At 66.6% G+C, this 23,645-nt stretch carries 19 protein-coding genes; 11 read left to right on the forward strand and 8 right to left on the reverse strand.

The genetic code is table 11. The annotated features are described in order from the left end of the window. The first annotated feature begins 26 nt into the window (after positions 1-26). A complete protein-coding gene (locus tag AC07VM_RS01940; protein ID WP_494909805.1) occupies positions 27-908 on the forward strand; it encodes a nucleoside hydrolase in 882 nt (293 codons plus the stop codon). Between the two features lie 513 nt (positions 909-1,421). Here AC07VM_RS01940 and AC07VM_RS01945 read toward each other — a convergent pair. Together AC07VM_RS01945 and AC07VM_RS01950 are read right to left on the reverse strand one after the other, a co-directional pair. Beyond that, positions 1,422-1,817, reverse strand: a complete 396-nt coding sequence (locus AC07VM_RS01945) for a hypothetical protein (RefSeq protein ID WP_494909807.1) — start codon at positions 1,815-1,817, stop codon at positions 1,422-1,424. A 98-nt stretch (positions 1,818-1,915) separates the two neighbouring features. Further along, positions 1,916-3,019, reverse strand: a complete 1,104-nt coding sequence (locus AC07VM_RS01950) for a matrixin family metalloprotease (protein WP_494909808.1) — start codon at positions 3,017-3,019, stop codon at positions 1,916-1,918. Positions 3,020-3,573: 554 nt separating this feature from the next. Between AC07VM_RS01950 and AC07VM_RS01955 the strand changes: the two genes are divergently transcribed. Beyond that, a complete protein-coding gene (locus tag AC07VM_RS01955; protein ID WP_494909809.1) occupies positions 3,574-5,583 on the forward strand; it encodes an AAA family ATPase in 2,010 nt (669 codons plus the stop codon). A gap of 366 nt (positions 5,584-5,949) precedes the next feature. Then, positions 5,950-6,513: a recombinase family protein gene (locus AC07VM_RS01960; RefSeq protein ID WP_494909810.1), complete on the forward strand. Its 564-nt coding sequence runs from the start codon at positions 5,950-5,952 to the stop codon at positions 6,511-6,513. A 511-nt stretch (positions 6,514-7,024) separates the two neighbouring features. Here AC07VM_RS01960 and nrdF read toward each other — a convergent pair. Genes nrdF through nrdH form a run of 4 tightly spaced genes read right to left on the reverse strand, consistent with a single transcriptional unit; the run spans position 7,025 to position 10,872 of the window. Then, entirely contained in the window at positions 7,025-8,002 is a 978-nt protein-coding gene (gene nrdF / locus AC07VM_RS01965) for a class 1b ribonucleoside-diphosphate reductase subunit beta (RefSeq protein ID WP_267415424.1), read from the reverse strand. A gap of 54 nt (positions 8,003-8,056) precedes the next feature. Next, positions 8,057-10,201, reverse strand: a complete 2,145-nt coding sequence (gene nrdE / locus AC07VM_RS01970) for a class 1b ribonucleoside-diphosphate reductase subunit alpha (RefSeq protein ID WP_267415425.1) — start codon at positions 10,199-10,201, stop codon at positions 8,057-8,059. Next, the gene (gene nrdI / locus AC07VM_RS01975; RefSeq protein ID WP_494909811.1) at positions 10,198-10,632 is read right to left on the reverse strand and encodes a class Ib ribonucleoside-diphosphate reductase assembly flavoprotein NrdI; all 435 of its coding nucleotides are present in this window, start codon (positions 10,630-10,632) and stop codon (positions 10,198-10,200) included. Before nrdI ends, nrdE begins: the two co-directional genes overlap by 4 nt. A gap of 6 nt (positions 10,633-10,638) precedes the next feature. After that, positions 10,639-10,872, reverse strand: a complete 234-nt coding sequence (gene nrdH, locus AC07VM_RS01980; RefSeq protein ID WP_028503264.1) for a glutaredoxin-like protein NrdH — start codon at positions 10,870-10,872, stop codon at positions 10,639-10,641. Between the two features lie 389 nt (positions 10,873-11,261). On the opposite strand from nrdH, the gene AC07VM_RS01985 reads away from it, so the two are divergent. From AC07VM_RS01985 to AC07VM_RS02010, 6 genes are all read left to right on the forward strand, one after another. After that, entirely contained in the window at positions 11,262-12,470 is a 1,209-nt protein-coding gene (locus AC07VM_RS01985) for an MFS transporter (protein WP_494909812.1), read from the forward strand. Then, on the forward strand, positions 12,467-13,387 hold the full coding sequence (locus tag AC07VM_RS01990; protein ID WP_267415429.1) for a sugar kinase: 921 nt from the start codon (positions 12,467-12,469) through the stop codon (positions 13,385-13,387). The genes AC07VM_RS01985 and AC07VM_RS01990 overlap by 4 nt, the downstream gene beginning before the upstream one ends. Positions 13,388-13,409: 22 nt before the next feature. Continuing rightward, positions 13,410-14,168, forward strand: coding sequence for an alpha/beta fold hydrolase (locus AC07VM_RS01995; protein ID WP_494909813.1), 759 nt, complete (start codon positions 13,410-13,412; stop codon positions 14,166-14,168). After that, positions 14,165-15,325: an acyl-CoA dehydrogenase family protein gene (locus AC07VM_RS02000; RefSeq protein ID WP_494909814.1), complete on the forward strand. Its 1,161-nt coding sequence runs from the start codon at positions 14,165-14,167 to the stop codon at positions 15,323-15,325. The genes AC07VM_RS01995 and AC07VM_RS02000 overlap by 4 nt, the downstream gene beginning before the upstream one ends. Before the next feature lie 86 nt (positions 15,326-15,411). Next, positions 15,412-15,879, forward strand: coding sequence for an Lrp/AsnC family transcriptional regulator (locus AC07VM_RS02005; protein ID WP_267415432.1), 468 nt, complete (start codon positions 15,412-15,414; stop codon positions 15,877-15,879). Beyond that, positions 15,876-17,270, forward strand: coding sequence for an aspartate aminotransferase family protein (locus AC07VM_RS02010; RefSeq protein WP_494909815.1), 1,395 nt, complete (start codon positions 15,876-15,878; stop codon positions 17,268-17,270). Before AC07VM_RS02005 ends, AC07VM_RS02010 begins: the two co-directional genes overlap by 4 nt. Before the next feature lie 16 nt (positions 17,271-17,286). Here AC07VM_RS02010 and AC07VM_RS02015 read toward each other — a convergent pair whose 3' ends face one another. After that, positions 17,287-18,828 carry a PucR family transcriptional regulator gene (locus AC07VM_RS02015; protein WP_494909816.1) on the reverse strand — a complete coding sequence of 514 codons (1,542 nt, stop codon included), beginning with the start codon at positions 18,826-18,828 and terminating at the stop codon, positions 17,287-17,289. A 101-nt stretch (positions 18,829-18,929) separates the two neighbouring features. Between AC07VM_RS02015 and AC07VM_RS02020 the strand changes: the two genes are divergently transcribed. Further along, the gene (locus tag AC07VM_RS02020) at positions 18,930-20,414 is read left to right on the forward strand and encodes a CoA-acylating methylmalonate-semialdehyde dehydrogenase (RefSeq protein ID WP_494909817.1); all 1,485 of its coding nucleotides are present in this window, start codon (positions 18,930-18,932) and stop codon (positions 20,412-20,414) included. A gap of 15 nt (positions 20,415-20,429) precedes the next feature. Beyond that, positions 20,430-21,818, forward strand: a complete 1,389-nt coding sequence (locus AC07VM_RS02025) for an aspartate aminotransferase family protein (protein ID WP_494909818.1) — start codon at positions 20,430-20,432, stop codon at positions 21,816-21,818. 165 nt (positions 21,819-21,983) lie between these two features. Here AC07VM_RS02025 and AC07VM_RS02030 read toward each other — a convergent pair whose 3' ends face one another. After that, positions 21,984-23,645 (reverse strand): amidohydrolase, encoded by a 1,662-nt coding sequence (locus tag AC07VM_RS02030; protein WP_494909819.1) that lies wholly within the window; start codon positions 23,643-23,645, stop codon positions 21,984-21,986.

Genomic DNA, 23,645 nt, shown 5'->3' on the forward strand with positions numbered 1-23,645 from the left:
ATCGAACACCTGCTGAAAAGGACCCAATGAACCTCCTGCTCGACACCGACATCGGCTCCGACGTAGACGACGCCCTGGCGCTCGCGCTCATCGTCGGCTCACCAGAACTCGCCCTCGAAGGGGTCACCACTGTCTACGGCGACACCATCCTTCGAGCCCGACTCGCCCGACGTTACCTCCGCCTCGCGGGCGCGAACACCGAGCTCACCATCGCAGCCGGCGCCGCAGACGCACGCAGCGGTCGCGAAGTGTGGTGGACAGGACATGAGGGTGCGCTGTTCGATGACCTTGCGATGGAAGCCGTCGACGCGGACGCCGTGTCCTACCTGGTGAAGACGGCCGCGACCGCACCTGGTGAGGTCGATGTGCTCGCCATCGGTCCGTTGACGAACATCGCCGCGGCGCTCGACGCGGATCCGGCATTCGAAGAGAACGTTCGCCGGCTCGTCATCATGGGAGCCGACTTCGGGACGAACCGCATCGCCGAGCACAACATCAAGTGCGACGTGGATTCCGCTCGACGTGTCTTCTCATCCGGCATGGACATCCACGTCGGCGGGCTGGAACTCACGACGAAGATCCTCCTCGACTCCGCTGACGTCGCCCGCATCGCCGAGTCCGGACCTCTCGGAGACGTCCTCGCCCAGGAGATCAGCGTCTGGTGGAAGTTCAACGACGAGGAGGGCAACAACCCCCACGATCCGATTCTGGCTCTGTACCTCGCCAAGCCCGAACTCTTCAGCACGACGCGAGCGACAGTCGAGTTCGACGACGACGGCACGGCACTCGAGACGATCACCGCCGACGGCAACGTCGCCATCATCGACGCCCTGGAGTCCTCCGCGGTGAAGGACGAGCTCGTGCAACGGATCGTGAACGCTTCGTTCGTGAACCAGAGTGCACGATGATCGCGACGGATCCGTCGCGGTGTCACCATCCGCACTGAAGGCATCTGGTGCCCGGCGGCGCGAAGACACCAGTCCGCTCTGAGGACCACCGGTGGCGAGCTCCCGAAAACGACTCCGGCCGACCTGCATTCAGGTCGGCCGGAGTGCGCAGTGATTTGCTCATCAGGTTGTCGAACTTCCCTCTCAGCGTCGTCCCGCCGGCATGGTTCCCGAAGGGCGGGATGCCAAACGTGGAGTTTCATCCTCCGACGTCCTGAACACATCGAGGGGTGGACCGAACTCGCCATCGACCGCTACTACCTCAGCGTGTTTTCCCTGCGACTGCGCGGCTCCCCCGGCGCTTGACGCGAAAGGGTCTGCGTAGCGCGCACGCACAGCCCCTTTTGGAAGAACCTCGCGTTCGTCGGGGCTCGGCTTCCCGGGCGCGCTCCAGCCCACTGTTCGCATCGACACAGTCGTTCAGATCGGGATCAATGCGTCAGCCCCGCCCGGACATGCGCTTTACGACGTCCCTCAGGGGCGACTTCTTCGTCGCGAACCCCTGTCGACGAGCCATGAGATGTCTTTCTTGGCGACGAGCCCTTCACCCTCCTCCGCCCACGCAGACACCAGCGGACGGAGTGTCCTCACGGCAGTTGAGGACAGCTCGCTGACATAGGCGCGCAGCAGCAGAAGACCCAACGCAAGTTCTGTGCGCTTCTTGTCCTGCGCCATCACCTTGATCATCGCGCGCATTTCATCAGCGGCATCGCGCGTAACGGGCAACGCGAGGAAGGCCTTCACCGCGCGCTCACGTGACGCAACAGTCTTCGCCTCGCGGACAGCCGCCGCCGTTTCCTCGTAGATTGTGACCGCCTGACCGGGCTCGCTGAGCGTGCGCAACTGGCCCAGAAGCCCGTCCTTCTTCATTAGGAGTTGAGGCCGCCTATCTCGCCCGAGCTGTGAGCGTGAAGACCCCCACCTAGCCTCCCGGCTGGGTGGGGGCCTGCCGTCGTTTGGCCAGCGGATTAGTGGTACATCCAGAGCTCCCACCAATCACCGATCCCGAGTCCGTGCTGTCGTTCGCACGGGCTGAAGCTTGGCCGCATGATTTGGCCCGATCCCGCTGCGGCATGGCCGAGTCCGAAGACGTGACCCAGCTCATGAAGCGCTACGGTGTGCATGTCGAAGACGGAGGCGCCGTTGCCTGGGTATGGCGTCGTGCATGAAGCAACATTGGGGTTCCAGTTGCGGTAGATGTCGAATGCGACATCACTTTCTTCTGCCGCTCCGAGCCAATAGAAAGTGCACGCGACTGCAAGGATTCGGCCTTGGCTGGGGTCCTGGACGAAGTCCTTGAACCCGATGGTGTTCTTGTTGTCACGAGGCCCGCACGTGACGTTGGTACTAGAGGCCACGGTGACGCCCGGCCGGTCGGTGGCGGTGATCCCGAGGTATTCCTGCCTGATAGGCCACACGTTGAATCCGCCCGAGCTCGCCTCTTCGGTATCGATGCCACAGACGTTCTTTCCGTCTTCGATCCACTGGGCTGCTGTGTGAACCGGCACACCCCAAGTAGGCATGGACGGGTCGGTCGGTGCCGGCCAGGTCGACCACTTCCACTTATAGACCCCGGCCCAGGACCAGGGCTGGCCCGGGGTTTGCCCCGTTGAGCACTGCTCATCGTTGGCACGGGCGCCGTCAGGGAGGAGTCGCTCCATGCCTTCGAGGGGAGGTACGCGATCCTTCACATCGGGTGTCGCAGACCTGAGCGCTTCCGCAGAACCGTACCGAAGGCTTTCGCCATCGTCGTCATCGATAGTGACCCCCACCTGGCCCGCCGAATCGACAGCGATCGTGTAATCCGAAGGGGCGGGTCCGGATCCGTCACCGAGGTAGTGAGCCGAGACCGCTTCTTCTTTCGCCGGAATCTCGGCGATCCGCCCATCGCCTAGGTCCAAGCCCTTGCCCGATAGGTCGCACTTCGTCGCATTCAGTTGCTCCAGTGATTCAAGGGCAACTTCCTCGGCCTTACAGTTCGTGGTTGCGGCGCTGCCCGGTTGGCCAGGAACGACAGTGAGAACGAGAACACCGACAGCCAAAAGGCCGCCGACAACGAACGATACCCGCATGCTTTCCCCCTCGATTGCATGAGTCGAACTAGTTGATAGAGATACCTACCTGCGGTCCCGCGAAGAAGACGAACAGGAAGCCTAGAATCACAGCGGCCAGCACAACGACGATGAGAACGAGCGGCCATCGATGCTTCATAGGACTGACCATACAAAGAAACCCCTCCCGGCGAAAGAGTTAGGTAAGGATCACCTATACGAAGCCCGACTTGTCGGGAGCTGCGCGGAGACATATCGCTCCCACGCGGTGCGAGGTTTGGCTATGCAGAGTTGGCGTGCGCGCAGTCATCTGGAGCTCCCGGCCACTACTTCGACTAGACCGACCGCGACCACCCGGGATCGAGTATGTCACTTGCGACCGCGACCACCCGCCACCCGCCACCCATCTGAGATTCGCGCCAGAGTAAAGATGTCTATTGCCCGAACAGGCTTCGCGTTTGCGAAGCGAGACACTAGCGAGAGCGCGCTCCCGGCGGAGTGAACTGATCTTCGTGTTCGTCGCTCCGCCGAACTGAGGTGCCAATATGAAGCTATAAACGGGTGGGGGACGTGGCATGCAGCTGTCGAAGATCGAGTTCAACGGGTTCAAGCGGCTCGACCAGACATCCTGCAATGTGGACGGCCAGACCATCGCGTTCATCGGTCCCAACGAAGCCGGCAAGACCAGCGTTCTGCGAGGACTCGCCTGGCTTACTGGCGAGTTTGAGGATCCTGCACTCCTGCTCCGGGATCAGAATCGACGTCAGCGTCCGGCGGACGACGCACTTGTCGTCCGCGCTTACTACCGTGTTGAAGCCGATGACATCGAAGCGCTGAGTCAACTAGATCTGGACGCCGACCGCCCTGTCTCTCTCAAGACAGTCGCTCAGTTCCGACTCAATCGTCAGACGAACGACCAGCAGACAACCGGCCTCGAATCGACAGTGAAGCGAAACCCGCGACCGTTCGAGGCCGCCTCCACGCTGCTCGCCAAGGCCGCCTCTCGGATGGAAGCGGCATACGACCTACTCGACGACCTTCAGATCGAAGCTCCGAACGACGCCATCGAAGCGGCAGAGCACTCGCTCGACCCGTCAGACACGGTCTGGACCTCTCAACGCGTCGCATCGTTGCGTATCGCAGCCGAAGCTCTCAGCACCCTTGCGAATGAGATCGACGGGGAAGACTCCAAACCGCGAGCCCTTTCCGCGCTGCGCACAGCCAGCGAGAACGCAGCGACCGCACTCCGGGCCGCCGCTGTGTCGGGCGAACGTGCGCACCCGAAGGACACAATCCGCGCAGCCCTCATGCAGCGTGTTCCGAAGTTCCTCCTGTTCGGAGACAACGACCCAGAGCTGTCTGAGTCCTACCACCTCGAAGACCCATCGCTGCGGGAAAGCCCTCCGTCTCCTTTGCTCAACCTCGTCAGTGTCGCGGGGACTAGCGCGGGAGAGGTGTGGGCGGCCACGACGGGAGGCGATCCAGCAATCATGCGCACGTTGGAACGCCGCATGAACGAGACTCTTCGCGAGAGGCTCCAACCGATGTGGACACAGTCTGAGCTCACGATTGAGCTGAGGCTCAACCAGGGCGGTGTGTTGGAGGTCAACATTCTGGAGCTGGACAGCCCCGACTACGTGGTCACGCCGATTGCTGAGCGCAGCGACGGGCTCCGAACTTTTCTCGGTCTCGTCTGTTTCCTCCTCGCCGCCAATCTCGATGTTCCCCCGGTGCTCCTGGTCGACGAAGCAGAGCGAAACCTCCATTACGACGCGCAAGCAGATCTCGTGCGAGTGCTCACTCACGAGCTCAAAGTTCACAAGGTGATCTATACGACCCATTCGCCGGGGTGTCTCCCCCTCGATCTGGGAACCGGCATCCGTGTGGTCTCGCGCAATCCCGATGACCCCGGGACCAGCATCCTCGCGAACAACTTCTGGACGAATGAACATCCCGGCTTTTCGCATCTGCTCTTCGCGATGGGCGCCGAAGCAGCCGCGTTCTCAGCCTTCCGCCGCGCGGTCCTCGCGGAGGGCGTCAGCGAGATGATCTTGCTTCCCACACTCTTGCGTAACGCGACCAACGGATCCCAGCTCGACTTCCAGGTTGCCTTCGGGCTCTCCAATCTTTCGGCGCCGAGAGCCATCAGCTCCGTGGCGCTCATCACGACATTCCTGGTTGACGGGGACGAATCAGGCGACATCAAGAAGAAGCAACTAGAAGCTGAAGGTGTTCCGCAAAGTCACATCTTCCAGCTACCCAAGGGCAAGGCCATCGAAGATCTCATCGACCGCGCGACCTACCTAGAGACCGTGAACGAGTTGCTGGCCGAGCAAGGGAAATCGATTCCTTCGAAAGACCTCGCGACAAGTGTCACCATTGCAAAGGCCGTCGATGACTACGCCAAGGAGCACCTGGGACTCCCGAACGGAGTGGGTCACAAGATCGTTGCCTCCCGCCTCGCGAGCCGAGGAACGGCGCTTGCTTTGAACGCCGCCGGGAAGCGGTTCTTGTCGGCCATGCGACCACAGCTTGAAGCTGCCTTCAAGACTCCCTACACGTTGACCCGAATCGCCGACAACTAGCTGTGAGGTCAAGGCAACGAGGTCTTCAGACGCAACGCCAAACACTGGAAACGTGAGTATGTGATCGACGGAGAGATCGACTGGCGCGAATGGGAGGACGAGTACGGCGTCCGCCACATGGGCGACTGCATCAGACACGGTGAAGATTGACCGGTCAGTCCACGCCTACCGCAACGTCTAAATACAGCGGCCGCCCCCGCTGCCACGGAGTCGGGGCACGACGTTGTCGCAATATCGACCGTTTATGACCCAGCCCTGAGATTCCGGCGATCCGGCATAAATCTGCGCCGTGCTCGTCTCACAACCCGTCTCATATTCAATGATGCAGTAGCTGACACCGATGACGGGTTTCGATACAGTTCCGTCATGGGCCAAGTCTTTGGCTACGCACGGGTCTCGACCGGCGAACAGAATTTGCAGATGCAGTTCGACGCGCTCCTCGAAGCGGGCTGCGACCGGATCCTCACGGAGAAGGCGTCCGCGAGTGGGGAGCGCCTAGAGCTTGCCCATCTCTTCGACCTACTCCGATCCGGTGACACAGTCGTCGTTTGGCGTCTCGACCGACTGGGCCGCTCAGTGCATGACCTCATCGACCTCGTTGAGGATCTGCAATCCAGAGGTGTCGCCCTCAGATCGCTCAGAGAGACCATCGACACCAGCTCCGCCGGCGGACGCCTCGTCGTCCATGTGTTCGCCGCACTCGCGGAATTCGAACGCGATCTCATTCGCGAGCGGACTGTTGCTGGCCTGGCTTCTGCGCGTGCGAGAGGGCGCATGGGCGGTCGTCCGCGCGCCCTCTCCCCCGACCAGGCCCGCCTTGCTCGCTCAGCGTTCAACGCAGGAGAGTCCTCCGTCAATGACATCGCCGCGGCACTCGGCGTCGCGCGGTCGACGATATATCGCGAGATCAAACGCTCGCCGAGCAACTAGCGTCGACGGCCTAGGCGGAAGTTGCGCTACTCGAGTCGCGCCGTGCTGCAGCGTCAGAACCCGAGCGGTTTCGGTCTCGGTATTAGGTGCCGCTTTGACATACGAGCTGGAGCTTTGCGGGGCCACAAAGGAAAGTCAAGGCCATGTTCTAGAAGCGCAACGGTGTGAATGTCCGGCCACACACGGCCCTCCAAGATCCCTCGAACGGTCTCGTGGTTGACCCCGCACAACGCCGCAACGGATCGGATCGAGTCGTCCCCGATTAGTCGACGAAGTTCGAGAGCGAAAGCTTGTGCCGCACGCCCGGCGACGTCGGTCGTTACTCCATTGGGCCACGGAACGACGATCTCGTTCGGCCTCTTGCGTGCCTTGCGGACCACGTAGACCACCAGCTCTCAGGGTTTGCCAACTAGGACAAGTTGCAAGAAGGGACGCGGGATCGAATGATCCCGCGTCCCTTTGCAAGGTAGAACATGGCTATTGCACGATCTCCGCGGAACCTACACGGGGATCAGAAGTCCCAGTCGTCGTCTTCCGTGGCCTCCGCCTTGCCGATGACGTAGGACGAGCCCGACCCCGAGAAGAAGTCGTGGTTCTCGTCCGCGTTCGGCGACAGGGCCGACAGGATCGCCGGGTTCACGTTCGTGACGGTCGAGGGGAACATCGCCTCGTAGCCCAAGTTCATGAGGGCCTTGTTGGCGTTGTAGTGCAGGAACTTCTTGACGTCTTCGGTCAGACCGACGCCGTCGTAGAGGTCCTGCGTGTACTGCACCTCGTTGTCGTAGAGCTCGTACATGAGCGAGAACGTGTAGTCCTTGAGCTCGTCACGACGCTCCTGGGTCTCGTTCTCGAGACCCTTCTGGAACTTGTAGCCGATGTAGTACCCGTGCACGGCCTCATCACGGATGATGAGGCGGATCAGGTCGGCCGTGTTCGTCAGCTTCGCCTTCGACGACCAGTAGATCGGCAGGTAGAACCCCGAGTAGAAGAGGAACGACTCCAGCAGGGTGGAGGCCACCTTGCGCTTGAGCGGGTCGTCGCCCTGGTAGTAGTCCATGATGATCTGAGCCTTCTTCTGAAGGTTCGGATTCTCGGTGGACCAGCGGAACGCCTCGTCGATCTCCTTGGTCGACGCGAGCGTCGAGAAGATCGAGGAGTAGCTCTTCGCGTGCACCGACTCCATGAACGCGATGTTCGTGTACACCGCCTCCTCGTGAGGGGTGATCGCGTCGGGGATCAGCGACACCGCACCCACGGTGCCCTGGATCGTGTCGAGCAGCGTGAGACCGGTGAACACCCGCATGGTGAGCAGCTGCTCGTCGGGGGTGAGCGTGTTCCACGACTGGACGTCGTTCGACAGCGGCACCTTCTCCGGCAGCCAGAAGTTGTTCACCAGACGGTTCCAGACCTCGAGGTCCTTGTCGTCCTGGATGCGGTTCCAGTTGATCGCCTGGACGCTGGAGACCAGCTTGAGTCTTTCGGGAGTCATGACTTTCCTAGAATCAGTCGTTGAGCGGGCGGAGCGAGTCGACACGCAGGCGGGTCAGAGCATGCACGAGACGCACTCGGCCATGTCGGTGCCCTCGAGCGCCAGCTGACGCAGACGGATGTAGTAGATCGTCTTGATGCCCTTGCGCCATGCGTAGATCTGCGCCTTGTTGATGTCACGCGTGGTGGCGGTGTCCTTGAAGAACAGCGTCAGCGAGAGGCCCTGGTCGACGTGCTGCGTGGCCGCGGCGTACGTGTCGATGACCTTCTCGTAGCCGATCTCGTACGCGTCCTGGTAGTACTCCAGGTTGTCGTTCGTCATGAACGCCGCCGGGTAGTAGACGCGACCGAGCTTGCCTTCCTTGCGGATCTCAATCTTCGACGCGATCGGGTGGATCGACGACGTCGAGTTGTTGATGTACGAGATCGAACCGGTCGGCGGGACGGCCTGCAGGTTCTGGTTGTAGATGCCGTGCTTCTGGATCGACGCCTTCAGCTCGGCCCAGTCGTCCTGGGTCGGGATGTGCTTGCCGGCGAACAGCTCCTTGACCTTCTCGGTCGCGGGGACCCAGGCCTGGTCGATGTACTTGTCGAAGAACGCGCCCGACGCGTAGGTCGAGTCCTCGAACCCGTCGAACGTCGTACCGCGCTCGATCGCGAGGTTGTTCGACGCCCGCAGCGCGTGGAAGAGCACCGTGTAGAAGTAGATGTTCGTGAAGTCGATGCCCTCTTCGGAGCCGTAGTACACGTGCTCACGAGCCAGGTAGCCGTGCAGGTTCATCTGGCCGAGGCCGATGGCGTGCGAGCGGTCGTTGCCGTCCTCGATGGAGCGCACGGAGCCGATGTGGCTCTGGTCGCTCACCGCGGTGAGGGCACGGATCGCGGTCTCGACCGTCTGTCCGAGGTCGTCGGCGTCCATCGACAGCGCGATGTTCATCGAGCCGAGGTTGCAGGAGATGTCCTTGCCGATGTTGTCGTACGACAGGTCGTCGTTGTACGTGGTCGGCGTGTTCACCTGCAGGATCTCGCTGCAGAGGTTGGACATGTTGATCCGACCCTTGATCGGGTTGGCCTTGTTGACCGTGTCCTCGAACATGACGTACGGGTAGCCGGACTCGAACTGGATCTCGGCGACGGTCTGGAAGAACTCGCGCGCGTTGATCTTGGTCTTCTTGATGCGCGGGTCGTCGACCATCTCGCGGTACTTCTCGGTGACCGAGATGTCGCCGAACGGCACACCATAGACCTTCTCGACGTCGTACGGCGAGAACAGGTACATGTCCTCGTCGTTCTTCGCGAGCTCGAACGTGATGTCCGGAACCACGACGCCCAGCGAGAGCGTCTTGATGCGGATCTTCTCGTCGGCGTTCTCGCGCTTGGTGTCGAGGAAGCGCATGATGTCGGGGTGGTGGGCGTTGAGGTACACCGCACCGGCGCCCTGACGCGCGCCGAGCTGGTTGGCGTAGCTGAAGCTGTCTTCGAGGAGCTTCATCACGGGGATGATGCCCGACGACTGGTTCTCGATCTGCTTGATCGGGGCACCCGACTCGCGGATGTTCGACAGCAGCAGGGCGACGCCGCCGCCGCGCTTGGAGAGCTGCAGAGCGGAGTTGATGCCGCGGGCGATCGACTCCATGTTGTCCTCGATGCGCAGCAGGAAGCAGCTGACGAGCTCGCCGCGCTGCGCCTTGCCGGCGTTGAGGAAGGTCGGGGTGGCCGGCTGGAAGCGACCGGAGATGATCTCCTCGACCAGGTTCACGGCGAGCTTCTCGTCGCCGTCGGCCAGGCCGAGCGCGGTCATGACGACGCGGTCCTCGAAGCGCTCGAGGTAGCGCTTCCCGTCGAACGTCTTGAGCGTGTAGCTCGTGTAGTACTTGAACGCGCCGAGGAAGGTCTCGAAGCGGAACTTCTTCGAGTACGCCAGGTCGTTGAGCTTCTGGATGAAGTCGAACGAGTACTTCTCGATGACGGCGCCCTCGTAGTACTCCTTCTCCACGAGGTAGTCCAGGCGCTCCTTGAGCGAGTGGAAGAACACCGTGTTCTGGTTCACGTGCTGCAGGAAGTACTCCCGCGCGGCGCGCTTGTCGGCGTCGAACTGGATCTTCCCGTTCGCGTCGTACAGGTTGAGCATCGCGTTGAGGGCGTGATAGTCGAGACCCTCGAATGAGGGGTTCGCCTTGAATGCCACTGTCTCGGTCACTGAAGCTGCCACCGTCGTTCCAATCCGTCGCTCACGCGATCCACATCGTCTTGTGTGCCGAAGATCTCGAGCCGATACAAGTGAGGCACGTTGCACTTGCGGCTGATGATGTCACCGGCGAGGCAGAAGGCATCGCCGAAGTTGGTGTTCCCCGCGGAGATCACTCCGCGGATGTGACGCCGGTTGCGCTCGTCGTTGAGAAACCGGATCACCTGTTTGGGGACGGCGCCCTTCTCGACGCCCCGTCCCGCACCCCCGCCGTAGGTGGGGGTGACCAGCACGAAGGGCTCGTCGATGACGAGGTCTTCTTCGTTCCGGTGGAGGGGGATGCGTCGGGAAGGAAGCCCGAGTCTCTCGATGAACCGCGCGGTGTTACCCGACACGCTCGAGAAGTAGATCAGGAGCGGCGCTGCGGTCGCGACGGCGCTCATGGGGTGTCACGCCAGACGGGAGGCGAGCTCGTCGATCTTGTCGGGACGGAAGCCCGACCAGTGACCCTCGTCGGTGACGACGACGGGTGCCTGCAGGTAGCCCAGCGCCTTGACCTGCTCGAGCGCCGTCGGGTCCTCCGACAGGTCGAGGATCTCGTACTCGATGCCCTTGGCATCCAGGGCACGGTAGGTCGCGTTGCACTGAACGCAGGAAGGCTTTGTGTAGACCGTGATCGACATCTTTTCGTAACCCCTCAAATCTCTGGCCCGCTTCTCATCAGGCTGTTTCCCGGTAGACCCCCTGCCGGGACTTCAATACTACATATGGGGACCGACATTGGGGGCGACCACAAGGGGTAGTAGTTACATCCGTGTAGTTATCCACCGTTCTCCACGGGTACAACACAGGTTCTCCACCGTTTCTTCCACAGGCCGGGGCCTCTTCGCGAGGCGCTCGAACCGCGTGAAATCGCGGCTGGGAACGCCCTGTGAGCGATCCATCCACAGGTGGCACGCTACGCCCGGCCTCGGACATTCGGATTCCTGTGGAAATCGCCTTTCGGCGTGTCGCGGCGTGTCGTCGGAGGACCCCTGCCACGACCGCACCCGCGGGCCGGTACCGTTGTCTCGTGGCGGGATATCGGGACCTTCTTCGCACGCCCGGAGTGGCGCGCATGATCGCGGCTCAGCTGACCGCGCGCTTCCCCAACGGGATGATGTCCCTCGCCATCCTGCTGCACGTCGAGCAGCAGACCGGGTCTTACGGATCCGCCGGTCTCGTCCTCGCCGCGACCAGTGTGGGCCAGGCCGTGGCCGGCCCCATCACGAGCCGCTGGATGGGCGTCTGGGGCATGCGCCGCGTCCTCACCCTCACGCTCTCCGTCTGCGTCCTCGCCGTGCTGGGTCTCGCCACCCTCCCCCTCAACGTGCCGGGCTACATGGCGCTCGGCATGGTGGCCGGGCTCTCCACCCCGCCGGTCCAGGCCGCGGTGCGCACGATCTACCCGAAGCTCGTGAACTCGTCGAACCTCACGCCGCTGTTCTCCCTCGACGCCTCGCTGCAGGAGATCATCTGGGTCCTGGCGCCGGTCGTCATCACCCTCGTCTCCACGCAGATCGGCACCACCGAGGGTCTGCTGCTGGTCGCCATCGTGCTCGTCGGCGGCGGCGCCTGGTTCATCCTCTCCCCCGAGGTCGGCCGGGTGCGCATCCCGCGCAGCCGGAACGCCCTGGGCAAGGTCGTGCTCAAGCCGCCCGTGCTGCTGGCCACCGTCATCGGCTTCCTGCTCATCGGGGCCTGCTCGGCGGTCGAGGTCGGCGTGGTCGCCACGTTCGAGCATGGAAGCCTCACGGCCGGTCTCGTGCTCGCCGTGTTCTCCGCTGGAAGCCTCGCCGGGGGCCTGGCCTTCGGCCACATCCCGATCGGTCCGTGGGCCATGGCCCGCCGACTGCTGATCGTCACCGTCGGGCTCGGTCTGACCATGGTCATGCTGAACGTCTTCTGGCTGGGCGGGACCCTGATCCTCGCCGGCATCGGCATCGCCCCCGCACTCGCCGTCCTCTTCGCCATCACCTCGGCCAGCGTGAAGTTCAGCGAGACCGCCGAGGCGTTCGGCTGGGCCGGAACCGGCCAGCTCATCGGCGCCGCCGCCGGGTCCGCCGCCGCGGGCTTCCTCGTCGACGTCGGCGACTCGCGCGGCGCGTACCTCGCCGCCACGATCTTCGCGGCGGCCGGCCTGCTCGTCTCCATCGTCTTCGTCCGTTCCTTCCCCGATCTGCGTCACCGCGACGCGAGCCCGCATCCCGACACCGAACCCCTGGCGGTCACTCCTTCATGAGCACTCCCTCCTCCTCGACGTCCGTTCCCGAGATCGTCTGCATCGGCGAGACCATGGCGCTGATCACCCCGACGGATGCCGGCCTCGCCGAAGCCACGCACGCGACGGTCGGCCTCGCCGGCGCGGAGTCCAACGTGTCCGCCGGCGTCGCCGCCACGGGGCACCGGGTCGCCTGGGCCTCGCGTCTGGGCGACGACCCGCTCGGGGACCGCATCGCCACCGAGCTCGAGCGACGCGGCGTCGAGCTGTGGGTCGAGCGCGACGGCTCCGCCCCCACCGGGGTCATGTTCAAGGATCCGGGTGTCGAGTCCTCGCGCGTCTACTACTACCGCAGCGGATCGGCCGCCTCCCGCATGGAGCCGGGCTTCCTGACGGCGGAGCGCCTCGAGGGCGTGCGCATCGTGCACACCACCGGGATCACGCCCGCGCTCTCGACCTCGTGCCGGGAGATGGTCGACCGGCTCTTCGACGACGCCCGCGCGGCGAACGCCCTCGTGTCCTTCGACGTCAACGACCGCCGCCCGCTGTGGAGCAGGGAGGACGCGGCGGAGACGCTCGCCCGCCTGGCGGACGCCGCCGACATCACCTTCGTCGGTCGCGACGAGGCCGAGCGCATCTGGGGCACCGTGACGCCCGCCGAGATCCGCGCGTTCCTCCCGAACTGCGCCCTGCTGATCGTCAAGGACGGCGACGTCGGCGCGACCGCCTTCGACGGCGACGCCGAGCCGGTGTTCGTCCCCGCCCCCGTGGTCGACGTCGTCGAGCCGGTCGGTGCGGGCGACGCCTTCGCCTCCGGCTTCCTGGCGGCGACGCTCGACGGCGCCGACCTCGCCGCCCGCCTGTCGGCCGGACACGCCGCCGCGGAGCGCGTGCTGACGATCGCGGCCGACCTCCCGCCGCTCTCGCCTCTCGTCTGATCGCCGGTCGTAGGCTGGTGCCATGCCTGCACCGCTCACCCTGCCCCGCATCTCCTGGGGCGCCCCGTCGGCCTCTCGACGCGCGCTCCTCGTCCACGGGCTGGGGTCCTCCGGCGCGCTGATGTGGCGACTCGGCGATGCCCTCGCCGAAGCGGGATGGCACGCGACGGCCGTCGATCTGCGAGGACACGGCGGCGCTCCGCGCTCCCTCGACTACACGGTCGCCGCGTTCGGAGCCGATCTCGCCGCCACCCTGCCCGAGGGCGCCGACGCCTGGGACGCGGTCATCGGCCACTCCCTGGGCGGTGCCGCCAGCACGGTCGCCGCGGCATCCGCCCCCGAGTGGACCCGGCGGCTCGTCCTCATCGACCCCGCGATCCACGTCGACGGGCGCGACGCCGCGATCGTGCGCAAGAGCCAGGAGCGCGCGTTCGCCGACACCCGGCTCGAGGTCGTGCAGCAGGAGCATCCGCACTGGCACCCGCAGGACCAGGAGCTCAAGGTCGACGCGGTGCTGCGCGCGAGCGCCTGGGCCGTCGAGCAGACCAGCGTCCAGAACCATCCCTGGGACGTGCGAGCCGATGCCGCACGCCTCACGGTTCCCACGCACGTGATCGGCGCCGACCCCGCCGTCTACAGCATCTTCACGGGCGACCTCGCCGACGAGGTCCTCGCCACGAACCCCCTGACCACCCTGTCCGTCGTCGCGGGCGCAGGACACTCCCTGCACCGCGACCGCCCGGAGGAATCCATCCGACAGCTCCTGGAGGTACTGAAGTGAGCGACTTCGACCCGACCGCGTTCCTTCCCGACGATCTGATCGAGCGGATCCGGGAGCGCGCGCCGATCCATGACCGCGAGAACACCTTCCCCCAGGAGGACCTCGACGAGCTGCGCGCCGCCGGCTACCTGTCGATCCTGGTGCCGACGGAGCGCGGAGGCGCGGGACTCGGACTCGCCGAGGCCGCGATCCTGCAGCAGCGTCTCGCGGGTGCCGCGCCGGCGACGGCCCTGGCCATCAACATGCACCTCGTGTGGACGGGCGTCGCGAAGGTCTTCTCCGACCGCGGCGTGCCCGGGCTGGAATTCGTGCAGGACGGCGCGGTCGCGGGCGAGGTCTTCGCCTTCGGTATCAGCGAGGGCGGCAACGACCTGGTGCTGTTCGGCAGCGACACCGCGGCCGTGCCCGACGCCGACGGCGGCTACGCGTTCACCGGCACCAAGATCTTCACCTCGCTCGCCCCGGTCTGGACGCAGCTGGGCCTGCACGGTCTCGACACCACCAGCCCCGATGCGCCGAAGCTCGTGTTCGCCTTCGTCGAGCGGACGGATGCCGTCACCACCTCCGACGACTGGGACACCCTGGGCATGCGGGGCACGCAGAGCCGGACCACGCGGTTGAACGGCGCGACGGCGGATGCCGCGCATGTGGTGCGACGCATCGATCCCGGTCCGAGCCCCGACCCGATCGTGTTCGGCATCTTCTCGGTCTTCGAGATCCTCCTCGCCTCGGTCTACACCGGCGTCGCCCGGCGCGCGCTGGAGCTCGCGGTGTCGACCGCGCAGAAGCGGCACTCGAAGAAGACCGGACTCGCGTACAGCCAGGACCCGGACATCCGCTGGCGCATCGCCGACATGGGCCTCGCCTACGACGCGCTGCCGCCGCAGATCGCCGCGCTGGCCCGCGATGTGGACGAGCTCGTCGACAATGGCGGCCGCTGGTTCCCGCTGCTCTCCGGGGTCAAGCACCGGGCGATCACGATGGCCAAGCACGTCGTGGACGAGGCGATGCTCGTCGCGGGCGGCGGTTCCTACTTCTCGGCGAACGAGCTCTCGCGGCTCTACCGCGACGTCCTCGCCGGCGCCTTCCATCCCTCCGACCCGGAATCCGCGCACGCGACCGCGGCGAGCGCTTTGCTCGGCCCGCTCGAGAGCTGAGCCGTTTTCACCCGATTCCGCTGACCAGACACTCCGATACCGCGGAATCGGTTGCCTGACGACCTCGTGAGTGCGAGGATCGCACCATGGGTTCGATGAAGAAGCATCCCTCGCTCGATGCCATCTCCAAGACGATCATCGAGCTGCTCCAGGAGGACGGGCGCCGTTCGTACTCCGACATCGGGCGAGCGGTGGGGCTCAGCGAGGCCGCCGTCCGACAGCGCGTGCAGCGGCTGACCGAGTCGGGCGTGATGCAGATCGTCGCGGTCACCGATCCGATGCAGCTGGGCTTCCACCGCCAGGCCATGATCGGCGTGCGCGTGTCCGGCGATGCGCGCCGCGTCGCCGAGGCGATCTCCGCGATCGACGCCGTCGACTACGTCGTCATCACGGTCGGCTCCTTCGACGTGCTGGCCGAGGTCGTCTGCGAGGACGACGACGATCTGCTCGCCCTCATCAACGACGTCATCCGCCCCATCGAGGGCGTCCTCTCCACCGAGACCTTCATCTACGCCAAGCTGCAGAAGCAGCTCTACAACTGGGGGACCAGATGAGCACCGCACGCACCATCCCGTCGGAGTCCGCACTGCAGACGATGGCCAAGGACCATCTCTGGATGCACTTCACCCGGCAGTCGACGATGGCCGAGTCCGGCGTTCCCATCATCGTCAAGGGCGACGGGCATCGGATCTGGGACGCGAAGGGCAAGGAGTACTTCGACGGGCTCGCCGGGCTCTTCGTCGTGAACGCCGGGCACGGGCGGCGCCGCCTGGCGGAGGCTGCGGCGGCGCAGGCATCCGAGCTGTCGTTCTTCCCCCTGTGGTCGTACGCGCACCCGGCGGCGATCGAGCTGGCGGACCGACTCGCCGACGAGGCGCCGGGCGATCTCAACCGCGTCTTCTTCTCCACCGGCGGCGGCGAGGCGGTCGAGACCGCGTTCAAGCTGGCCAAGCACTACTGGAAGCTGCAGGGCAAGCCCGCCAAGCACAAGGTCATCTCGCGAGCGGTGGCATATCACGGCACCCCGCAGGGCGCCCTGGCGATCACCGGCATCCCGGCCATGAAGTCGATGTTCGAGCCGGTCACCCCCGGCGGCTTCCGCGTGCCGAACACCAACTTCTACCGCGCGGCCGAGATGGGCGGACCCGCTGACGACCTCGAGGCCTTCGGTCGCTGGGCGGCCGACCGCATCGAGGAGATGATCCTGTTCGAAGGGGCGGACACCGTCGCCGCGGTCTTCCTGGAGCCGGTGCAGAACTCCGGCGGCTGCTTCCCGCCCCCTCCGGGCTACTTCGCCCGCGTCCGCGAGATCTGCGACCGACACGACGTGCTGCTGGTGTCCGACGAGGTCATCTGCGCCTTCGGCCGTCTCGGGCACACCTTCGCCTGCACCGGACTCGGGTACGTTCCCGACATGATCACGTGCGCCAAGGGGATGACGAGCGGCTACTCCCCCATCGGGGCGACCATCATCAGCGACCGCATCTACGAGCCCTTCTCGCACGGCGACGTCTCCTTCCCGCACGGCTACACGTTCGGCGGGCACCCGGTGTCGGCCGCGGTCGCTCTGGAGAACCTCGCGATCTTCGACGAGGAGGGCCTGAACGCCCATGTGCGCGAGAACTCCCCGCTGTTCCGCGCCGAGCTCGAGAAGCTGCATGACCTGCCACTGGTCGGCGATGTGCGCGGCGACGGGTACTTCTTCGGCATCGAGCTCGTGAAGGACAAGGCCACCAAGGAGACCTTCGACGACGCCGAGTCCGAGCGGCTGCTGCGCGGCTTCCTCTCCCCTGCGCTGTTCGAGGCCGGGCTGTACTGCCGCGCCGACGACCGCGGCGACCCCGTGATCCAGCTCGCACCACCGCTCACCGTCGGCCCCGCGGAGTTCCGCGAGATCGAGCAGATCCTGCGGGATGTGCTGACGCGCGCGCAGTCGGTGCTCTGACCGTCGTAGGCAGCGGTCAGCCGGTCGGTGCCGTGCTCCGCCTCGCCAGCAGAGCGAGGTGGAGCGCCGCCAGCGTCTCACCGTCGTCGAGGTCGGCGTCGAGCAGATCGCCGATCAGCGTGAGCCGCTGGTAGAAGACCGACCGTGAGAGATGGCTCGCCGCGGCCGCTGCGGAACGATTGCCGGGGTGGGTGACGAGCGCCGACAGCACGTCGAGCAGGTCGCCGCGACGGTCACGGTCGTACGCCACGACCGGCGCCAGCATCCGCTCGCTGTGCGCGAGCAGGCGCTGATCGTCACGGAGCGAGGCGACGAAGCGCTCCAACGGACGGTCGTCGACGCGGCGCACGCGCGGTCCGGATTCGGAGCGGTCACTCGCCGCCAGATCTCGCGCGGCGCGCAGCGAGGCGAGCAGCCCCAGCACGTCCTCGGCCGGAGGGCCGACGAAGATCGTGCGGGCGGGCCCCGCGATCCGCTCGGCGAGCGCATCGGTGAGCGGCGCCGATGCCGGGAGCGACAGCAGCGCGACGTCGTCATCCCCCACCCGCGCGGTGACCGCAGCGACCCCGAGCTGCGCGGCGCGGAAGGCGAGCTGTCGGCCCGGCTCCGTCCCGCGGGCGACGATGCCGTGGCACTGGCGCCCGGGGAACAGGAGTCCGCTGGTCGCGAGGCGGGCTTCGATGTCATCCGGACTCGCGAAGCGCGCTCCGAGCAGATCGTCGATGAGTCCGCGCTGGGCGAGCAGCGACCACTCGGAGTCATCCCCGTCCGCGAGGCACCCGAAGGCGAGTGCCGTCGCTCCCTGCTCGAGCACGGTGAGCCGGCCGGCCGGATGCGCCGGACCGGGCAGCGCGAGCAGGGTCCCCCAGCGCACGCCGCGCGCCTGCACCGGCACACGATCGGCGGAGCGCAGCTTTCCCAGGGCCTCGGCCACCGGCATTCGCAGCGTCTCGTGCGCGATGACCTCGCGCGCCAGATTCTCCAGCACGACCGGCGCACCGAGCGCTCGCGCCGTCTCGGCGACGACGACATCGGCGGGCGCGCCCCGCAGGCTGAGCGCGGTGAAGAGTTCGTGCAGGTGCTGACGTTCGCGCAGCGCCATGGTCTGCGCGGCGATCAGCGCCCGGTGCACGGCCTCGGTGAGGGCGACGAACTTGATCTCGCTGGTCAGCGCGATCAGAGCGAGCCCGCGCTCCGCGCACACCCCGACGACGGCGTCCGGGATGCGGGCCTGGCCGGAGCCGAGCTCGACCACGATGCCCGCGACCCCCGCCCGGTGCAGCCCGAGGGCGAAGGAACGCAGCTCCTCGGCGCCGGTCGGCCACCCGGCCCCCGTGCTGAGCAGCAGCTCGCCGCCGTCCAGCAGACGGGCGACTCCGGCACTGTCGGAGACATGCACCCAGCGCACCGCGGCATCGAGGGCGTCTCCGCCGACGATCACGGCGGGGGCACCGGCCTGCACGACCGGCTCGGCGAGCACATCCGCCACCGTGAGCAGCGCGTCCGGACGCTCCGGACGATCTGTCCGATACGCGTCAAAGTCCTGACGGTCTGACATCCCGCTCCCCTCCACTGCTCTGTGATCCTTGAGAGGTATCAGCGTATCGAACCCCGGTCAGAGTGTTCGATCCGGCATTCTTCAGCCCTCGGAGGAACATCGTGGACATCGTCCGTCACGTCATCAACGGAGCGGAGACCGCAGCGGCGGCCCGCACCGGCCAGGTCTTCGATCCCGCCACCGGCCAGGTGTCGAAGCAGGTCGCGTTCGCCTCGACCGCCGAGGTGGAGTCCGCGATCGCCGCCGCCGCGGCCGCCCTGCCCGCCTGGCGCGAGACGAGCCTGATCAAGCGCGCCGACGTGTTCTTCCGCCTGCGCCAGCTCCTCAAGGAGCGCACCCCCGAGCTCGCCGCGATCGTCACGTCCGAGCACGGCAAGGTGCTCTCGGATGCGGCCGGCGAGGTGTCGCGCGGCATCGAGAACGTGGAGTTCGCCGCCGGCCTCGTGCACCTGCTCAAGGGCGAGCGCAGCGAACAGGTCTCCCGCGGCGTCGACGTGCACTCGGTCAAGCAGCCGGCGGGCGTGGTCGCGGCGATCACCCCGTTCAACTTCCCGGTCATGGTGCCGCTGTGGATGGTGGCCTCGGCGATCGCGTGCGGCAACACCGTCGTCCTCAAGCCGAGCGAGAAGGACCCGTCGGCCTCCGTCTGGCTCGCCAAGCTCTTCGCCGAGGCGGGACTGCCCGACGGCGTGCTCAACGTGGTCAACGGCGACAAGGAGGCCGTCGACGCGATCCTCGATTCGCCCCGGGTCGACGCGGTCAGCTTCGTCGGCTCCACCCCGATCGCCCGCTCGATCTACCAGCGCGCCTCGGCCGCGGGCAAGCGGGTGCAGGCGCTCGGCGGCGCGAAGAACCACATGGTCGTGATGCCGGATGCCGACATCGACGCGGCGGCCGACGCCGCGGTCTCGGCCGCCTACGGTTCCGCCGGTGAGCGCTGCATGGCCGTCTCCGTGCTCGTCGCCGTCGGCGACATCGCCGATGATCTCGTCGCCGCGATCGCCTCGCGGATCGACGGGCTGACCATCGGTCCGGGGACCGAAGCCGCGAGCGAGATGGGTCCGCTCATCACGCGCGAGCACCGCGACAAGGTCGCCTCCTACGTCACGGGAGCCGCGGCCGAGGGAGCGACGGTCGTGGTCGACGGCACGCAGAAGGAGTTCGATTCCGAGGGCTTCTTCCTCGGCGTCAGCCTGATCGACCAGGTCGCCCCGGGCATGAAGGTCTACGACGACGAGATCTTCGGCCCGGTGCTGTCGGTCGTGCGCGTCGACACCTACGCCGACGCGGTGGCCCTCGTGAACGACAACGCCTACGGCAACGGCACCGCGATCTTCACGCGCGACGGCGGCACGGCCCGCCAGTACGAGTTCGACATCGAGGTCGGCATGGTCGGCGTGAACGTTCCGATCCCGGTGCCGATCGGTGCGTACTCGTTCGGCGGATGGAAGGACTCGCTGTTCGGCGACTCGCACATCTACGGCCCGGAGTCGGTGCACTTCTACACGCGCTCCAAGGTCGTCACCACCCGGTGGCCCGACCACACGCCCTCCCAGATCGACCTGGGCTTCCCGAGCAACCACTGAGAAGGAGCGATCACGATGACGAACTTCACCGACCGCCACGGCGTCTCCCACCCGCTCCCCGCCCCCGAGGCCGAGGCGCAGGTGCGGGCGGACGACCGCGGCCACGTGTTCCACTCCTGGAGCGCACAGGGCCTGATCGACCCGCTGCCCGTCGCCGCGGGCGAGGGCTCGACGTTCTGGGACTACGAGGGCAATGCCTACCTCGACTTCTCCAGCCAGCTCGTGAACCTGAACCTCGGGCACCAGCATCCCGACCTGGTCACCGCGATCCAGCAGCAGGCCGGGCGTCTCGCGACGATCCAGCCCTCGATCGCGAACGACGTGCGGGGCGAGCTCGCCCGCCTCATCGCCGAGGTCGCGCCGGAGGGCCTGGAGAAGGTGTTCTTCACCAACGGCGGCGCCGAGGCCAACGAGTACGCGGTGCGCATGGCCCGCCAGTTCACCGGCCGCCGCAAGGTGCTGTCGATGTACCGCAGCTACCACGGCTCCACGTCGACGGCGATCTCGCTCACGGGCGACCCTCGCCGCTGGGCGAACGACACCGTCGACTCGGGTGCCGTGCGCTTCTTCGGCCCGTACCTCTACCGCTCGCCGTTCCACGCCGAGACTCCGGAGCAGGAGTCGGAGCGGGCGCTCGCGCACCTCGAGCAGACGATCCAGCTCGAGGGACCGCAGACCATCGCGGCGATCATCATCGAGACGGTCGTCGGCACGAACGGCGTGCTCGTGCCGCCGCCCGGCTACCTGCAGGGTGTGCGCGAGCTGTGCGACCGCTACGGCATCGTGTACATCGCGGACGAGGTGATGGTCGGATTCGGGCGGCTCGGCGAGTGGTTCGGCATCGACGCGTTCGACGGGCAGCCCGACCTGATCACCTTCGCGAAGGGCGTGAACTCCGGTTACGTGCCGCTGGGCGGCGTGGTCATCTCCGACCGCATCGCGAGCGCCTTCGACACGATGCCGTTCGCGGGTGGACTCACCTACTCCGGGCACCCGCTGGCCTGCGCCGCCGGTGTGGCGACGTTCGAGGTGTTCCGTCGGGACGGCATCCTGGAGCGCGTGCGCGACCTCGGCGAGCGGATCGTCGGTCCGACCGTGCGCTCCTGGGCCGAGAAGCACCCGAGCGTCGGCGATGTCCGCGGCCTCGGACTGTTCTGGGCGGTCGAGCTGGTCCGCGACCAGGAGACGCGCGAGCCTCTCGTGCCGTTCAACGCCTCGGGGGCGGACGCCGCGCCCATGGGTGCCTTCGCCGCCGCAGCCAAGAAGGCCGGGGTCTGGCCGTTCACGCACTTCAACCGCATGCACGTGGCCCCGCCGCTGGTGATCACCGAGGAGGAGCTGGTGCGCGGACTCCGCATCCTCGACGACGCCCTCTCCGTGGCCGACGAGGCCGCCGCGGGCTGAGGTCGCGACGTTTCGTCTCGTCGCTGCGCTCCTCGCTCAACGACCGGTACCGTCCCGGTCGTTGAGCGAGCGCCCCCGGTCGTTGAGCGAGCGCAGCGAGACGAAACGCCCACCAGCCCCCGGTCGTTGAGCGAGCGCAGCGAGACGAAACGCCCCACGCTCCCCTCACACCGCGGAGTCGTACACCCGCACGCCCTCGACCCAGGTGCCGCGCACCTCGGTCAGCCCGATCTCCTCCACCGGATGCTCGAACGGGTCACGGTCGAGCAGCGCGAGGTCGGCCCGCATCCCCACCGCGATCGTGCCGGTGTCGTCGAGGTGGTTCACCCGCGCCGAGCCCGCCGTGTAGGCGACGAGCGCCGTGGCGAGGTCGATCGACTGCTCGGGGAGGAACGGCTCGTAGTCGCCCTCCCACTCCGTCGGCGCCGACCGGCGGTTCACGGCCACGTGGATCGCCGCGAGCGGGTTGGGCGTGCTCACCGACCAGTCGCTCCCCGCGGCGAGCGCGGCACCGGAGCGCAGCAGATCACCGAACGGATACTGCCAGGTGGTGCGCTGCTCCCCGAGGAACGGGATCGTGAGGTCCACCATCTGCGGCTCCAGCGTCGCCCACAGCATCTGCATGTTGGCGGTGACGTCGAGCGCCCGGAACCGCGGGATGTCGTCGGGGTGCACGACCTGGATGTGCGAGATATGGTGCCGGTTTCCCCGCGGGCCGTTGTGCAGGAGCGCGGCCTCGACCGCATCGAGGCACTCGCGCACCGCGCGGTCGCCGATCGCATGGAAGTGCAGCGTGAAGCCGAGCGCGTCGAGCCTGGTGGCCGCTTCCTTGAGGAGCTCGGGCTCGACGAACGAGATCCCGGAGTCCTCGCGCGGATGCCCGTGGCCGTCGCAGTACGGTTCCAGCATCGCGGCGGTGAAGTTCTCGGCGACGCCGTCCTGCATGATCTTCACGCTGCGGGCGCGGAATCGTCCGGCCGTGCTCTCGTCCCGGCGGCGCACGATGTCGTCGATCTGCTCCAGGCCCCGTGAGCGGTCCCACCACAGCGAGCCCACGACCCGTCCGGTGAGTGCGCCGGATGCGGCCGCGGTCAGGTAGGCCGGGAGCGGATCGCCCGCATCGCCGTATTCCGTGCCGACGATCGCGTCCTGCCAGGCGGTCACACCATAGGAGTGCAGGTATCGCTGTCCCTGGAGCAGGGCCTCCACCAGGCGCTCGGGCGACTCGACGGGCAGGTGGCGGTTGACGAGGCCCATCGCGCCTTCATGGAGCGTGCCGCTGGGGGCGCCGGACGCGTCCCGTTCGATCCGCCCGTCCGCGGGGTCGGCTGTCTCGCGGGTGACGCCGGCCAGCTCCAGCGCACGGGAGTTGACCCACGCCCCGTGGCCGTCGCGGTTGGGCAGGAAGGCCGGCCGATCGGGCAGCACGGCGTCGAGGTCGGCGGCGGTCGGCGTTCCACCGGGGAACGCCGACATCTGCCAGCCCCCACCGAGGACCCACTCGTCGTCCGGATGCTCCTGCGCGTACTCGGCGATCCGGGTGAGGTACTCCTCGCGCGTCGCCAACCCGGACAGGTCGCAGCGCAGCATGTCCAGTCCTCCCCACACCGGATGCACGTGCGCGTCCTGGAAGCCGGGCACCAGCAGCCCGCCCGCCAGGTCGACGACCTCGGTGTCCGGGCCGATCAGCGCCGATACGTCGTGCCCCACGGCACTGATCCGTCCGTCCGTCACGGCGACCGCGTGCGCGGTGGAGCGGGCGGCGTCCGCGAGGAACACCCGTCCTCCCCGTGCTCCGCCGGTGAAGACCAGATCCGCGTATCCCAC

The sequence above is a fragment of the Microbacterium sp. GW821-FHT01D02 genome (assembly GCF_059422585.1).

What these genes read in the sequence shown, in the direction of transcription:
- AC07VM_RS02025 (WP_494909818.1), top strand. Translation starts at nt 20,430, where the DNA reads ATGACGAACTTCACCGACCGCCACGGCGTCTCCCACCCGCTCCCCGCC.
- AC07VM_RS02015 (WP_494909816.1), bottom strand. Translation starts at nt 18,828, where the DNA reads ATGTCAGACCGTCAGGACTTTGACGCGTATCGGACAGATCGTCCGGAG.
- AC07VM_RS01995 (WP_494909813.1), top strand. Translation starts at nt 13,410, where the DNA reads ATGCCTGCACCGCTCACCCTGCCCCGCATCTCCTGGGGCGCCCCGTCG.
- AC07VM_RS01940 (WP_494909805.1), top strand. Translation starts at nt 27, where the DNA reads ATGAACCTCCTGCTCGACACCGACATCGGCTCCGACGTAGACGACGCC.
- nrdH (WP_028503264.1), bottom strand. Translation starts at nt 10,872, where the DNA reads ATGTCGATCACGGTCTACACAAAGCCTTCCTGCGTTCAGTGCAACGCG.
- AC07VM_RS01960 (WP_494909810.1), top strand. Translation starts at nt 5,950, where the DNA reads ATGGGCCAAGTCTTTGGCTACGCACGGGTCTCGACCGGCGAACAGAAT.
- AC07VM_RS01955 (WP_494909809.1), top strand. Translation starts at nt 3,574, where the DNA reads ATGCAGCTGTCGAAGATCGAGTTCAACGGGTTCAAGCGGCTCGACCAG.
- AC07VM_RS02010 (WP_494909815.1), top strand. Translation starts at nt 15,876, where the DNA reads ATGAGCACCGCACGCACCATCCCGTCGGAGTCCGCACTGCAGACGATG.
- AC07VM_RS01990 (WP_267415429.1), top strand. Translation starts at nt 12,467, where the DNA reads ATGAGCACTCCCTCCTCCTCGACGTCCGTTCCCGAGATCGTCTGCATC.
- nrdF (WP_267415424.1), bottom strand. Translation starts at nt 8,002, where the DNA reads ATGACTCCCGAAAGACTCAAGCTGGTCTCCAGCGTCCAGGCGATCAAC.
- AC07VM_RS01950 (WP_494909808.1), bottom strand. Translation starts at nt 3,019, where the DNA reads ATGCGGGTATCGTTCGTTGTCGGCGGCCTTTTGGCTGTCGGTGTTCTC.
- AC07VM_RS01945 (WP_494909807.1), bottom strand. Translation starts at nt 1,817, where the DNA reads ATGAAGAAGGACGGGCTTCTGGGCCAGTTGCGCACGCTCAGCGAGCCC.
- nrdI (WP_494909811.1), bottom strand. Translation starts at nt 10,632, where the DNA reads ATGAGCGCCGTCGCGACCGCAGCGCCGCTCCTGATCTACTTCTCGAGC.
- AC07VM_RS02005 (WP_267415432.1), top strand. Translation starts at nt 15,412, where the DNA reads ATGGGTTCGATGAAGAAGCATCCCTCGCTCGATGCCATCTCCAAGACG.